A 13194-nucleotide genomic window follows, 5' to 3' on the forward strand; every position below is an offset into this window, starting at 1 on the left:
TATGTGTCCATTCTCGAACAAATACTCCCGGGGCTCCGACAGATCAAATTTTTTACATGATCAGGAGAAAGTTTAAATGATACGAGTGGTAATTTTTGATGTTGATGGCACGCTTATGGATACGAATTATTTACATGTGGAGGCCTGGGCCCGTGCTTTTTCGGAAGTCAAGCATCCCGTTCCGCGTGCCGCAATCCATCGTCAGATTGGTAAGGGGTCGGACTTGATGCTGGGTGCGCTTCTTCCGGATGAGGCCATCCACGGACGGGCTAATGAATTACACAGCCAATTTTTTGACGAGTTGAAGGATCATACCTATCCTTTGCCTGGAGCCAAAGAAATCCTTGCGACCCTCTCATCGCAAGACATCGGCATCTGGCTGGCGACGAGCGCGAAGTCTGAAGAATTGGAACATCATGTTCAAGCACTTGAGGCGAAGGATAAGCTGGCCGGGCTGGTGTCTTCGGCGGATGTCGACAGTGCGAAACCCGCACCGGATATTTTTCAACTAACTCTGGAGCGGGCTGGATGTTCCCCGAAGGAGAGCATTGTGGTCGGTGACACGATTTGGGACATTCAATCCGCTCAAGGTTGCGGGCTTCAGACGATTGCGGTCAGAACAGGAGGAGCCTTTAGTCGAGAGGAACTCCATGCGGCTGGAGCGGTGGCTGTATACCAGGATTGTGCAGAGCTTCTGGCATCCGGGTTTCCCATTACATTTGAGGCGAGGTAGGAAGTTGGGGGCTTTCTGGAAACATCACGAGTCAGTGAGGAAAAAAACTGTTCCCGACGATCGGGGGAACATCGCTGACGTCATGTGTCCCCACGTCGGGTAATCGCCCGATAAAGCCAGAGAAACAGGATGGCCCCGATCACGGCCATCACAAACCCGACGGGATCGTCCTGCCCATACATGCCGACCATTCGCCCGAGCATCCCCCCGAAGAGCGCCCCAATGATACCGATTGCGACAGTGGCGAGAAATCCTCCAGGATCTTTGCCGGGCATTAAGAGTTTTCCCACTACTCCCACAATTAACCCAAAAACGATCCAACCGATGACACCCATCCTTCACCCCTCCTATTTAATGATTGGATTTGCCGGTTCTTTTGGGTGTCCCGATTCTGCTTTAACCAAAAGGCCGACCTGTTCCTGATAATTTTCACGATAAATTTGGAAGACCGCCAGCGCGATCCCAAGCAGAATGGGACCCAGAAACAATCCGATGAAGCCGAAATACGCGAGGCCTCCTAATGAGGCGAAGAAGAGAAACAGAACGGGTAAGTCCGCTTTGGATCCGACGAGAAAAGGTTTCAGTAAATTATCCATGAGACCGACCAATCCGACCCCGATTCCGATCATGACGATGCCTTTCCAAATGGGACCGGTCCATAATAGATACGCGGCCACCGGGGCCCAGACTAATGCCGTTCCGCCAAAAGGTACCAGAGAAAGAATTGCGCTCAAGGCTCCCAGAAATATGGAAAACGGGACGCCCAGGGCCCAATAGGCAAGCCCTGCCGTGAAACCCTGTGCCAGAGCCGTGAGAATGGTCCCTTGAACGACGGCGACCATCACATTGTCAAGGCGTTCCATGATGACGGCTTTATAGCTTTCTTCGATCGGGAGCGCTTCGTAAAATGCACGATAGAGATGATGCCCATCGCGAAACAGGAAGAACAGAGTAAACAGGATCACAAAAAAATCCATGAAGAGATCAAGGGTATTTGTTGCCAGCCCACCGACACTGGACAGTACGACCCCGCTGACAGCTTTCCCTCCTTCAACCAGGTTCCCCTTAACGTCCCCATAGGCCAGAATCAGTCGGCCCAACAATTCTTGAGACACATTTCCTATTAGAGGCAGTCTTGCGACAAGTTCAGGCAGTCTTTGCAGTCCACCCTCTTGCACCCATGTCATGGCGAGCTGATAGGCGTTAATGGTCTCTGTCACCACGAGGAAGACCAAATACGCCACAGGCAAGACGGCAAGTAACATGACACTCAGTGTGCTGAGAGCCGCCGAAGCTGTTGTCCTGTCTCCCAACTTGCGGGTTAGCCACTGATAGAGAGGATAGAAGAGACGAACCAAGAGCATGGCCCACAAAATGGGTGTCATGAAGGGGGCAAAAATTAAGCCCAGCACGTACAGCAGGAGGGAACACAACAGAAGGAAGGCCGCTGAAAGAACTTGTGGAGACATTTATGTTGATGCCGCAAAGGGTGAGGGTATCGACACACCTGAAGCCGTCCGCTTGGTCGAGGAGGAGGACACAAAGTTCATAATGAGGAATACCTGCATGTTGTACCTCTGCAGTGTAACACTTACCGTCCGCCTAATATTTGCATTTTAGAAAACTTCTCAGGTTGAAAGGTAGTCAGGCCACTCTCACTCCGATTTATGATAGGAACCGGCCCGTTAATTTATTATAGACAAATCACTAGGCTCAACTTCTCAAGTATCCACATCCCTATTCGTAGACCCATCAAACACAGAGAGCGTTGTTGACGGATGTTTTCAGATGGCACGACCTGAATTTGTCTGTTGAAACATTTATAGCGATTAGTGAAGTATAAAAAACAACCTCAACAAGCCGTAAATCATTATCCTTTCGCAAATTGGCGATTTTGCTGAGATTGTTCCTAATTTCATGTTTGTTTCTTTTCCCCAGTCGCTTATTGCATCACAGAAAGAAGTTGTGTCCTCCTCTACCCAATGTATAATTTCTTTCTCGATTGGAGCACCCCTTTTTTAAATCGCTGGATACATTCGGGTCTCGACTGAGACGGTGTTTGTACTTTTCCGGAGTGGTCCGGCAACCTGTTAGTCGGACCCTCAATGAATTAGTCAAAGATGGGAAGGACAGGATGTAATGTTAATGCACTTCAGATTTTATCCAGTAATCCTCGTATTCCTCAGCATTGTCTTTTGGAGTGCGCGGGTTGAACCGGTCTGGTCCCAGGAGCCTGTGGATAATACAGAGGCTCCCACAGAGTCACGACCCACCGATACACCAGAGGAAATTGCGGTTGGAGCAGACAAGGTTGAAGACAGCCTCATCACACAACGGCTTGCGGAGGTTTTTCAGAATTTGCCGGAGCTTGCCAATGTCGACATCGCTGTGAAGGCGGGGGTGGTACGGCTGACGGGGCATACTTCCACCAAAGAAGCCCACCAACAGGCTCTTGAACTTGCCGAACGCGTAGATGGTGTGGTCAGCGTGACAGATGAAATCACACAAAAACGGGAAGTCCGTGAACGGTTGACCGTCGTGCAGGAAAAAATGGTTGACCAACTCAATAATTTTATCTCCTATTTGCCACTCCTGATCATCGGCTTCACGGTATTTCTTCTATTCTGGTTCCTCGCATCCTTTTTGACCAAATGGGATAACCTGTATGAAAGAATTACTCCACATGCGTTTTTACAATCCTTAGCCAAACAAATCGTCAAAGGGACCGTCATATTTATAGGCTTTGTGGCCATGCTGGAAATCCTGGACGCCACAGCTCTTTTGGGAACAATCGTTGGTGTCGCGGGAGTCATGGGCCTGGCCGTCGGTTTTGCCCTCCGAGATACGGTGGAGAACTACATTGCCAGCATTCTGCTGAGTATCAGACAGCCCTTTCGGCCACTGGACCAAATTGTCCTGGAAAATTATGAAGGCTTGGTCATGAAACTGACATCGCGGGAGACCATTCTCATGACGCTGGATGGAAATCATGTACGCATACCCAATGCGACGGTATACAAAGGCATTATTCTCAATTATTCCCGGAATCCCAAACGGCGTTTTTCCTTTGAGGTCGGTATCGACACCGCTGTCAAAATTGAGGCGGCGTTGCAACTGGCTATAAAAACTTTAGAGCAAACCGTCGGGGTGATTGCTGATCCTCCGGTCCGGTGTACGGTAGAGAAATTAGGCGATTCGAATGTGATCCTAAAAATGTTCGCATGGACGACACAGGATCAATACGATTTCGGAAAGGTCAAAAGTGAAGCGATTCGGGCGGTGAAAGAGGCCTTTGATCTGGCCAATTATGAAATGCCCGAACCCATCTATCGTCTGAAAATGCAGGGAGCTTCCCCTCCCGATGACCAGCCCGTATTTGACCATTCCGAGCAAAAACGGGATGCTCCAGCACCTGCTGTGCAGTCAGGTTCTCAGGCCGATGTTACCAAAGATAATCATATTGTTGAGCAAATTTCGAAAGATCGAGCAGACATTAAGGAAAGGGATTTACTGAAATCATAGATTCGAAAAACATTCTGCCCGCCACACTGGCGGGAGCAATTACTATATGGTCCACTTTTTTATTTCATTGCGCTTGAAACACATGAGGAAAAAATATGAACAAAAATCGGCAACCAGAAGTTGTGGTCATCACAGGGGCTTCTGCAGGAATCGGTCGGGCTACCGTGCGGGCTTTTGCTCAACGGGGTGCGCATCTGGGTTTGTTGGCTCGTGGTCAGGAGGGGTTGGAAGGAGCTCGTCAGGAAGCCGAAAAGCTTGGGGGACAGGCGATCGTGATTCCCACGGATGTTGCCGACCACGATCAAGTTGAGCGAGCCGCCATCACCATTGAGGAAACCTTTGGGCCGATCGACATTTGGATAAATAACGCCATGGTCTCAGTGCTGTCACCGGTAAAGGACATGACCGCCGAAGAATTTCAGCGGGTGACGAACGTCACCTATCTCGGATATGTGTATGGAACCTTAACGGCACTCCGGCGTATGCTGCCCAGGAATCGTGGGGTCATTATTCAAGTTGGCTCCGCTCTGTCTTATCGTGCGATCCCGCTTCAATCGGCCTATTGCGGGGCCAAGCATGCAGTAAAAGGATTTACAGAGTCGCTCCGATCGGAACTGATTCATGATAAGAGCAAAGTCCGCATCACCATGGTGCACCTGCCGGGAGTGAATACCACACAATTTGGATGGATTAAAAGTCGAATGCCCTATCATCCTCAGCCGGTTCCACCGATGTATCAGCCGGAGGTGATGGCGAGGGCCATTGTTTGGGCGGCGGATCACGATCGTCGTGAATTATGGGTTGGCATGCCGACGGTCAAAACCATTGTCGGAGAAAAATTCATTCCGGGACTCCTGGATCATTATCTCGCCGACGTGGCCTATAGTGGACAACAGACAAATGTTCCCGTTGATCCCCATCGTCCCAATAATTTATTGACACCTGTTGCGGAGGACAGAGGTGCTCACGGCCCATTCGATCATCGTTCGAGGTCATCCAGTCTTCAGCTCTGGGCTTCCATGAACCGGGGGTGGTTGGCGGTGGCGGGGGTCGGATGTCTTCTTTCCCTGGGATGGGCCCGAATGCAGTCACAGGTGAATCGATCGCGACTGAATGATTGATCCTCAATACAGCCGGTCGGAAAGCTGATCTGCCTGATGCAAGAACAGCCTCCCGACCTGAAGGCCCCATCCCTGGGCATTGACGATGACAAAGATTAGCCTGCCGCGGCCTGCTTTTTTGCCTCCTGAAACTCTTTTCCCATCTTTTGTATTTCTTCCTTATCCAAGATCTCCTTGGCCTTTTTAAAGATTTCGCCTTCTTCCTCCTTCACATGGTGCAGAACGCTTTTTTTGAGCTCCGCAAGTTTTGAGCTCCATTCCTCGGATTCTGCCCCCATCGCCTCAAGGTCTTCCAAAAGGTTTTCGACTTCGGCATGCTCTTCCGTGGCTTCATTAATCAGGTCTACCATCTCTGCATTTTCTCTGAGGGCAGGATAGAAGACGGCCTCCTCCCCATGGGAGTGAGCTTCAAGGTCATCTTTTAACTGAGAAAATAATTTTTCACGGCTTTTCGTCGCACGTGGACCGGTGGTTTCCAATTTTTTGAATAAGTCCTTTGCCGTTTGGTGATCCTTCTTTAAAATTTGAAAAATGTCCATTCCCTGCTTCCTTTCCGGTCAATGACCGATGATGACTCTCTGAAAAAAAATGATCACTTCGATTGCTTGATGAAGAATAATCCTGTTCCTTCACACACTGAACTAGTAAGAACCCTGGAACGGGCAGGGAATTGCGAATTGAAAAGCAAGAAACGGAGTGCACTCTGTCCCCGACTTTTGAAAAGATAGGCATCCGGAAAAGAGCCATGTCAGGAGGGGAGATTTTTTGGTAAATTATGCTTTCAATTTTAGCAGTTTGTCACAGGTAGTGGTCATGAGGAATACAGCAAACCAGGAAAAATGTTCCGTTACAACGCGCCATGATCCCCGGTGGACAAGCGTGGCTTCCCGGGACCCAACAGCCGACGGTACCTTTTATTATTCCGTCACCACCACCGGAGTGTACTGCCGCCCGTCCTGCCCATCTCGCGTGCCGCGGCCTGAAAATGTCCGGTTCCATGCTTCATGGGAAGATGCCGAGAAGGCTGGATTTCGTCCCTGTAAGCGTTGCACGCCTCACCAGCCCGGATTACAGGAACGGTATGCGGAGAAAGTCGAAGCCGCTTGCCGACTCATCGAGAATTCGCACCATGTGCCAGGCCTCAAAGAGTTATCCAATCATGCAGGACTAAGCCGGTATCACTTTCATCGGGTGTTCAAGGCGGTAACGGGATTGACCCCGAAAGGATACACGGCGGCGCATCTGGCAAAACGGGTGAGGTCGCACCTCAATCATAAAGACACGGTGACGGAGGCTATTTACGAAGCCGGGTTCAATTCCAACGGCAGGTTTTATGACACATCCGATGCTGTTCTGGGTATGACACCTTCCTCATATCGTGCCGGTGGTTCCGGAATAGATATCCGATTCGCCGTGGGGAAATGTTCTCTCGGGGCTATCCTCGTTGCCAGAAGTGAGCGCGGTGTGTGTGCGATTCTTCTGGGAGATGACCCTGAGCAACTGACGCGCGATTTGCAGAAGCAGTTCTCTCAGGCTCATTTCATCGAGGGTGATGGTGACTTCGAACACCTGGTTGCCACAGTGATCGGTTTTGTCGAAGCGCCGGAGCGGGGGTTAAACCTGCCGTTGGACGTGCAAGGTACGGCGTTTCAACAACGGGTCTGGAAGGCATTGCAAAACATTCCCGCCGGCTCGATGGTAAGTTATGCTGACATCGCCGCGAGCATCGGTGCACCGAAAGCGATTCGAGCGGTCGCCATGGCCTGCGGCAGCAATGCAATTGCTGTGGCGATTCCTTGTCATCGTGTGGTGCGCACGAATGGCGAACTGTCGGGCTATCGTTGGGGCATCGAACGGAAACGAGCGTTGCTTGAACGTGAGTCACACACATGAATGAGAGCGGGCAGTCAACATCTCCCGTCGCGTTGCCTGCGACTATACTGGAACGGGTCAACGCGATTGATTGGGGACAGGTTTCAAGCGATCTTGACGCTGAAGGCAGTGCCGTGACCGAGAGGCTCCTCACTTCGAAAGAATGTGAGAACTTGGCCATGGTGTATTCCCGCCCTGAGATATTTCGTAGCCGCATCGTGATGAGCCGTCATAATTTTGGCCGTGGAGAATATCAGTACTTCCGGTATCCGCTTCCTGATCTCATCGAACAACTTCGAAATGCGACATACCCCCATCTTGTGCCGGTTGCAAACCGGTGGAATGCGGCCATGGGCATTGAGATTCGCTTTCCAAAGAGGCATGAAGATTTTCTGGCCCGCTGTCATCACTCCGGTCAGGATAAGCCAACACCATTAATGCTCAAATATGAAACTGACGATTACAACTGCCTGCATCAGGACCTCTACGGCGAACACGTGTTTCCGCTTCAGCTTGCCATTCTTTTATCTGACCCTCAGAAAGACTTCACGGGTGGTGAATTTGTTATGACCGAGCAGCGGCCACGTATGCAATCCCGGCCGATTGTGGTACCGATCCGACAGGGCGATGGTCTCATTTTTGCGGTACATCATCGCCCTGTGCGAGGAGGAAGGGGCTGGTATCGTGTGACCCTCCGGCATGGGGTTAGCCGCGTTCGCTCCGGGCAACGCTATACGGTGGGGATTATATTCCACGACGCCAAATAAACCGGATGGAGAATCCCCAGCAAAACGGGATTCTTTGGCCCGGACAGGGAATATCCTTGCCGGTTCTTAGCCGCCGGCCATGGCCCCGACAATCAGAAACGGTTCTTCTCCGGTTGTGATCGCGTCGGGTAACCGGGCGTCCGGTGGTTCATGGGACAGATCCTGCCCGCAGGCAAAGTACCTGATGAATGGTCGGCGTTGTTGTGTCACCTGGTCACGAATTGTCCCCCGCAACATCGGGTAACGGGTTTCCAGCGCGTTGAGCACGGCGTGTGGGGTGGAAGGACCCTCCATCTCCAGGTTCACCTCACCGTCGATACGTGCAAGTGTCCGCAAATGGGCCGGAAGGATCACTCGAATCGTGCTCACGGTAACGCCTGGACTTCGACTGATAAGACGGGTGGAAGATCCCGGACGATGGGCATCCAGCTGTCTCCCGAATCGGCCGAGGCATACACCTGTCCACCGGTGGTGCCCACATAGATCCCGCAGGGTTCGAGCGAGTCGACAGCCATGGCGTCTCGCAAGATATTGACGTAGCAGTTCTGTTGCGGCAATCCTTTTGTCAGCCCTTCCCATTCGTTCCCGCCTGTTCGACTGCGGTAGACGCGAAGTTTCCCCTCCGGCGGATAATGCTCAGAGTCGCTCTTGATCGGTACTACATAGATGGTCTCCGGCTCATGGGCATGCACGGCAATGGGGAATCCGAAATCGGAGGGCAAGTCTCCACTGATTTCATGCCATGACTCGCCTGCGTCATCGCTACGCATCACATCCCAGTGCTTCTGCATGAAGAGCACATTCGGGCGCGACGGGTGTTTGGCGATGCAATGCACACAGTGGCCGACTTCTGCGGTTGGGTCGGGAAGTTCATACGGGGATTTCAGTCCGCGGTTGACCGGCTGCCATGTCTTGCCTCCGTCCTCGGTTCGAAACGTGCCGGCTGCCGAAATGGCGACGAATATGCTTTCCGGATTGCCAGGATCCAGAAGGATGGTATGCAGGCACATTCCCCCGGCACCCGGTTGCCACAGATGCCCTTTAGCGTTGCGCAGGCCGGGAAGCTCCTGCCATGTCTGTCCGCCATCGGTGGAACGGAAAATGGCCGCATCCTCAACGCCCGCGTAAATCGTGTCTGGATCGGTCAGCGATGGTTCCAGATGCCAGACACGCTTGAACTCCCAGGGGTGTTGCGTGCCATCGTACCATTGATGGGTGGTGAGTGGTTGTCCCGTTTCCGTTGAGCTGTCATACACGAACTTGTTGCTCTCCCCCTTGGGCGTGCCGTCCGTGGCGGTGGTCGGCTCGCCGGGTGGTGTTCCCGGTTGAAACCAGGTTTTGCCGCCATCATCCGAGCGTTGAATGATTTGCCCGAACCAGCTGCTCGATTGTGATGCATATAACCGATTCGGATCGGCTGGAGATCCCTTTACATGATACAGCTCCCATCCGCCAAAGTGGGGACCATGAACGTCCCATTTCTTGCGTGTGCCATCCGATGTCAGCACGAACGCACCTTTGCGTGTTCCAACAAGCACTCGTACTCCACTCATACCTCACTCCTTTCGGAAAGTTAAAGCAATCAACGTATCAATTTTTCACTATTCGTGAGGGGCAATTCCGTCCCTATATCAATCGCGTTTACCGTTGTGATCGAGGCGTCGTGACCTACTATTGTTCGTAAGCCTCCTGTAGGCGTTTGATGTCAAGTTTCTTCATTTGAAGGAGAGAACTCATGACTCTATTATTTTGTTTTGAATCGTGGCTTTGCATCATTTCGCTCAGCACAGTGGGAACAATTTTCCATGACAGCCCATACTTGTCTTTCAGCCAACCGCATTGACCTTTTTCACCACCTTCTGAGAGTTTTTCCCATAGCTCGTTTACCTCTTCTTGCGACGCGCAATTGATAATAAAGGATATGGCTTCCGTAAATGTGAAGTGCGGTCCTCCATTTAAGGCCAAAAATTCTTGCCCGTCGAGCTGGAATGTGATGGTCATCACTGATCCCTTGGGTCTACCCGAAACCTTTGCGCCTTCCTCCTCATAATGGGTGATATCTCCTATCTTGGTATTCTTGAAAATCGACACATAAAATTTCACCGCCTCTTCAGCCTGGTGATCGAACCACAAACACGGGGTAATTTTCTGCATCATGGTTTGCGCCTTCGCTGAGCGTGAATACGATCTGTTTGTCAATTTCGTGACCTGCCGGATGCCATTGTACTCTTACCGGAATGTCCCTATTCCGTTGGCAAACCACCGATCTCTAAAACCGGTCGGATTTCGACCGTGCCCACCCGGGCACCCGGGATTTGTGCGGCGATGTTCATTGCCTCATCCAAATCCCTGGCTTCGATAAGAAAGTAGCCGCCCAGTTGTTCTCGTGTTTCTGCAAACGGACCATCGGTGATGAGCCGTTTGCCGTCTCGTATACGGATGCTGGTCGCCATCGTGACAGGATGCAGAGGAGCGGCCGCCAGAAAATTCCCTTCAGCTTTGAGCCGGTGTGCAAGCTCCGTAGATTCTTTGTAACACTTCTCACGTCCGGCCTCGTCCCATGCCTGATCGGTTCCGTAAATTAACAGCATGTATTTCATATGAATGCCTCCACTAGAACGAATGAGTATTAATGTTCCAATGACCCTCAAGCCGTACTAGACAAAATGGCGACCGATGCGACAGATCGCAACGGAAGGTTTTTTCGTCCCGCTATCTGTTCCGCTACTGCTTTCTGGTATAGGTGATCTCCATGATCTTCATTTCTTTGCCGCCGTGATGAGTCCCATACATATCAAACGTCTGGGTGTTTTGGTCGATAATTTTCCAGACCGCCCGATGCGACATCTGTCCACCGCCCGGCTCAGGATGCGATCCTTTCAGCGTAATGGTCTTACCATCGTCGCTCGCCGTCCCTTCCATGATGAAAATCCCCGTCCCCATCGTATCCATCCAGGCCGTGACATATTTCTTCGTGATGTTGTCGTAGGCGTCGATGCCAATCCCTGAGAATGGTTGGCCCATCATTTGACCAGTGTAGGCTTGGTAGAGAAAGCGTCCGTCCAGCAACATTTTCATCTCTGCCGTGCCGGTCGATTCTGTGGGAGGCTTGCCCGGATCCATCCATTCTTTTAATTTGGTCGTCCAGCTCCCGGCAAGGCTGGCAAATAACTTGTGCGGTTCTCCGGGAGTGGCCAGCTTCTTGTACATCTCCATCATGGCTTGTGGGTCCATCTGCTTTTCTTTGTCTGTGGCGATTACTGGAAGGGCCGTCAGGACCATACAGAGACAGGTGAATGTGAAGGTTGTAAAACGCATAGATGCCTCCTTGTGGTTTGATCATGAACACGGTTGAGATAAGTATGTCATGCTGTGAGTGACTGTTCACAGGTTACTTTTATGAAGACAATTGTTTACGCAGGTGCTCCTCTTGCTCCTTCAGCTCAGGCGTGAACTCCGGTCCGAAGTCCTCCGCTTCGAAGAGTCGACGAATCTCAATCTCGCCTTCTTTGTCATCACCTGCAGGATTCGGACAACGCCTGACCCATTCGATCGCCTCTTCTTTCGAATTCACCTGCCAGACCCAATAGCCGGCGATCAGTTCCTTGGTCTCGGCAAAGGGTCCGTCGATCACTGTCCGCTTGTTTCCTGAAAACTGTACCCGTGCGCCTGTTGAACTCGGGTGGAGCCCATCTCCTGCCAGCATGACGCCGGCGTTTATCAGTTCTTCGTTGAATTTGCCCATGTCAGTAAGAAGTTGCTCGCTCGGCATCACGCCGGCTTCTGAGTCCTTGGTGGCTTTGACAATAATCATGAATCGCATCACCCAACCTCCTTGGCTTTATTACATGGAACTGAATTAAAAAATAGACTTATCCGGATTTTCTTTATTTGTCGAACTGGGGCTGGTGAAATCGACATATGGAAATACCCTTTCGTTGTCGCTCTGCCACCATGTGTTTCTGATCCTAGAGCCACAAGGCAGCTTGTTCAGAATTGAAGCGGGGCCTTTCCTGATCATCAAACATTCCTCAGTCGGCGGGCCGGAAATCTCATTCATTTTGCTGAATGCGTCCTCGTCATGGTGAACCAACAACAAAGATTTCATGGCTCCCGGCCTCCGATTAAGATTAAATGCTATCGACATAACTCCGGGGGATGGCCAAAATTGGCGACCAACCTACTGTGTGGGAATCGTCCAACCCCCGATCCGGCAGTTCCCCAACTGTGGCACTCCGCCGCTCCGGGCGATGGCGTTGTCGGCCAATAGAGTTTGTCGGCTCCGTGAGCTAATCGGTACCATAACGATCGTGGTGGCGGACCCATTCCATCGTGTACTCCAGGTGGTCCTCGTCGCGGCCCTTCGGTGTGAGGTCGAGCAGGTTATAGGTGCCCAACATCACCTCCACACCGCGTCTGTAAGTCGAGTACGTGTGGAAGACATTGTCCGCGTCGTCCTTGAAGAACACGCTGATACCGGGTAATTCCTCACACTCAAAAGGCTGCATGACGTAGTTGTAATAAACCTGTCCCTTGGCCTCTTCTTCCGGGGTGAAGCTCACGTGAAAGTCATGGTTGAAGTCGCTGCCGTATGACGACACCCACCTGAACCGCCAACCCATACGTCTGCGGAAGCGTTCGATCTCGACCAGCGGCGCGCGCGAGACAGCCACCAGCGTGACATCGCGATGTGCCAGGTGCACGTTCATGCCGTCGGTGTGATCGGCCATGAATGAGCAGCTGGGGCAACCTTGCTCCCACTCCGGCCCAAACATAAAGTGCTGTACCACCAGTTGATGTCGGCCCTCGAATAGTTCAATGAGCGTTTCCTTGCCGTGAGGTCCGTCGAACATGTAGTGCTTCTCGACTTTCACCCAGGGTAGTCTGCGCCGTTCGGCGCTCAACTGGTCTCGCAACCGGGTGTATTCCTTCTCTTTTCTCAGCAACTCCTTCCGGGCCACTATCCATTCTTCCCGCGATACGATCTTGTGGTTTGGTATTGATGTTTCGATTATGTTCATGGCTTGACCTCCTTTGATTCGGGTTGTCGATTGATACGATTCTTATGGAGCTTCTTCATGACGAGTGCGGTCACCCCTCCCGTCGACGTCGCGCTGGCCGAAATCAGTGCAAAAGTTGTAAGGCATGCTGGACACATGACTGACTCTTCACTTGCAGC

At 51.6% G+C, this 13194-nt stretch carries 15 protein-coding genes; 5 read left to right on the plus strand and 10 right to left on the minus strand.

Going from position 1 to position 13194, the window contains the following annotated elements; genetic code table 11:
• The first annotated feature begins 76 nt into the window (after positions 1-76).
• The gene (locus PQG83_RS01075) at positions 77-733 is read left to right on the plus strand and encodes an HAD family hydrolase (protein ID WP_312745756.1); all 657 of its coding nucleotides are present in this window, start codon (positions 77-79) and stop codon (positions 731-733) included.
• 80 nt (positions 734-813) lie between these two features.
• Here PQG83_RS01075 and PQG83_RS01080 read toward each other — a convergent pair whose 3' ends face one another.
• Both PQG83_RS01080 and PQG83_RS01085 read right to left on the minus strand, forming a co-directional pair.
• Entirely contained in the window at positions 814-1068 is a 255-nt protein-coding gene (locus PQG83_RS01080; RefSeq protein ID WP_312745757.1) for a GlsB/YeaQ/YmgE family stress response membrane protein, read from the minus strand.
• 12 nt (positions 1069-1080) lie between these two features.
• A complete protein-coding gene (locus PQG83_RS01085) occupies positions 1081-2202 on the minus strand; it encodes an AI-2E family transporter (protein WP_312745759.1) in 1122 nt (373 codons plus the stop codon).
• A 676-nt stretch (positions 2203-2878) separates the two neighbouring features.
• On the opposite strand from PQG83_RS01085, the gene PQG83_RS01090 reads away from it, so the two are divergent.
• Positions 2879-4255: a mechanosensitive ion channel domain-containing protein gene (locus PQG83_RS01090; protein WP_312745761.1), complete on the plus strand. Its 1377-nt coding sequence runs from the start codon at positions 2879-2881 to the stop codon at positions 4253-4255.
• Positions 4256-4350: 95 nt separating this feature from the next.
• Positions 4351-5376, plus strand: coding sequence for an SDR family oxidoreductase (locus PQG83_RS01095; RefSeq protein WP_312745763.1), 1026 nt, complete (start codon positions 4351-4353; stop codon positions 5374-5376).
• Positions 5377-5471: 95 nt separating this feature from the next.
• On the opposite strand, the gene PQG83_RS01100 is transcribed toward PQG83_RS01095, so the two are convergent.
• Positions 5472-5915, minus strand: coding sequence for a hemerythrin domain-containing protein (locus PQG83_RS01100; protein ID WP_312745766.1), 444 nt, complete (start codon positions 5913-5915; stop codon positions 5472-5474).
• A gap of 274 nt (positions 5916-6189) precedes the next feature.
• On the opposite strand from PQG83_RS01100, the gene ada reads away from it, so the two are divergent.
• Both ada and PQG83_RS01110 read left to right on the plus strand, forming a co-directional pair.
• Positions 6190-7269: a bifunctional DNA-binding transcriptional regulator/O6-methylguanine-DNA methyltransferase Ada gene (ada, locus tag PQG83_RS01105; protein WP_312745769.1), complete on the plus strand. Its 1080-nt coding sequence runs from the start codon at positions 6190-6192 to the stop codon at positions 7267-7269.
• A complete protein-coding gene (locus PQG83_RS01110; protein ID WP_312745772.1) occupies positions 7266-8015 on the plus strand; it encodes a 2OG-Fe(II) oxygenase in 750 nt (249 codons plus the stop codon). Before ada ends, PQG83_RS01110 begins: the two co-directional genes overlap by 4 nt.
• A gap of 66 nt (positions 8016-8081) precedes the next feature.
• Here PQG83_RS01110 and PQG83_RS01115 read toward each other — a convergent pair whose 3' ends face one another.
• The 7 genes from PQG83_RS01115 to PQG83_RS01145 form a co-directional block, all read right to left on the minus strand.
• On the minus strand, positions 8082-8384 hold the full coding sequence (locus PQG83_RS01115; protein WP_312745775.1) for a MoaD/ThiS family protein: 303 nt from the start codon (positions 8382-8384) through the stop codon (positions 8082-8084).
• Entirely contained in the window at positions 8381-9568 is a 1188-nt protein-coding gene (locus PQG83_RS01120; RefSeq protein WP_312745778.1) for a WD40/YVTN/BNR-like repeat-containing protein, read from the minus strand. The genes PQG83_RS01115 and PQG83_RS01120 overlap by 4 nt, the downstream gene beginning before the upstream one ends.
• A gap of 118 nt (positions 9569-9686) precedes the next feature.
• Complete coding sequence (locus tag PQG83_RS01125; RefSeq protein WP_376753623.1) at positions 9687-10169, minus strand: VOC family protein; 483 nt, start codon at positions 10167-10169, stop codon at positions 9687-9689.
• An 89-nt stretch (positions 10170-10258) separates the two neighbouring features.
• On the minus strand, positions 10259-10615 hold the full coding sequence (locus PQG83_RS01130; RefSeq protein WP_312745783.1) for a YciI family protein: 357 nt from the start codon (positions 10613-10615) through the stop codon (positions 10259-10261).
• Between the two features lie 124 nt (positions 10616-10739).
• On the minus strand, positions 10740-11333 hold the full coding sequence (locus PQG83_RS01135; RefSeq protein WP_312745786.1) for a DUF1579 domain-containing protein: 594 nt from the start codon (positions 11331-11333) through the stop codon (positions 10740-10742).
• Between the two features lie 79 nt (positions 11334-11412).
• Positions 11413-11838 (minus strand): YciI family protein, encoded by a 426-nt coding sequence (locus tag PQG83_RS01140; protein WP_312745789.1) that lies wholly within the window; start codon positions 11836-11838, stop codon positions 11413-11415.
• Between the two features lie 466 nt (positions 11839-12304).
• On the minus strand, positions 12305-13036 hold the full coding sequence (locus tag PQG83_RS01145; protein WP_312745792.1) for a DUF899 domain-containing protein: 732 nt from the start codon (positions 13034-13036) through the stop codon (positions 12305-12307).
• Positions 13037-13194 lie beyond the last annotated feature (158 nt).

The sequence above is a fragment of the Candidatus Nitrospira neomarina genome (assembly GCF_032051675.1).
GTDB classification, from domain to species: Bacteria; Nitrospirota; Nitrospiria; order Nitrospirales; family UBA8639; genus Nitrospira_E; species Nitrospira_E neomarina.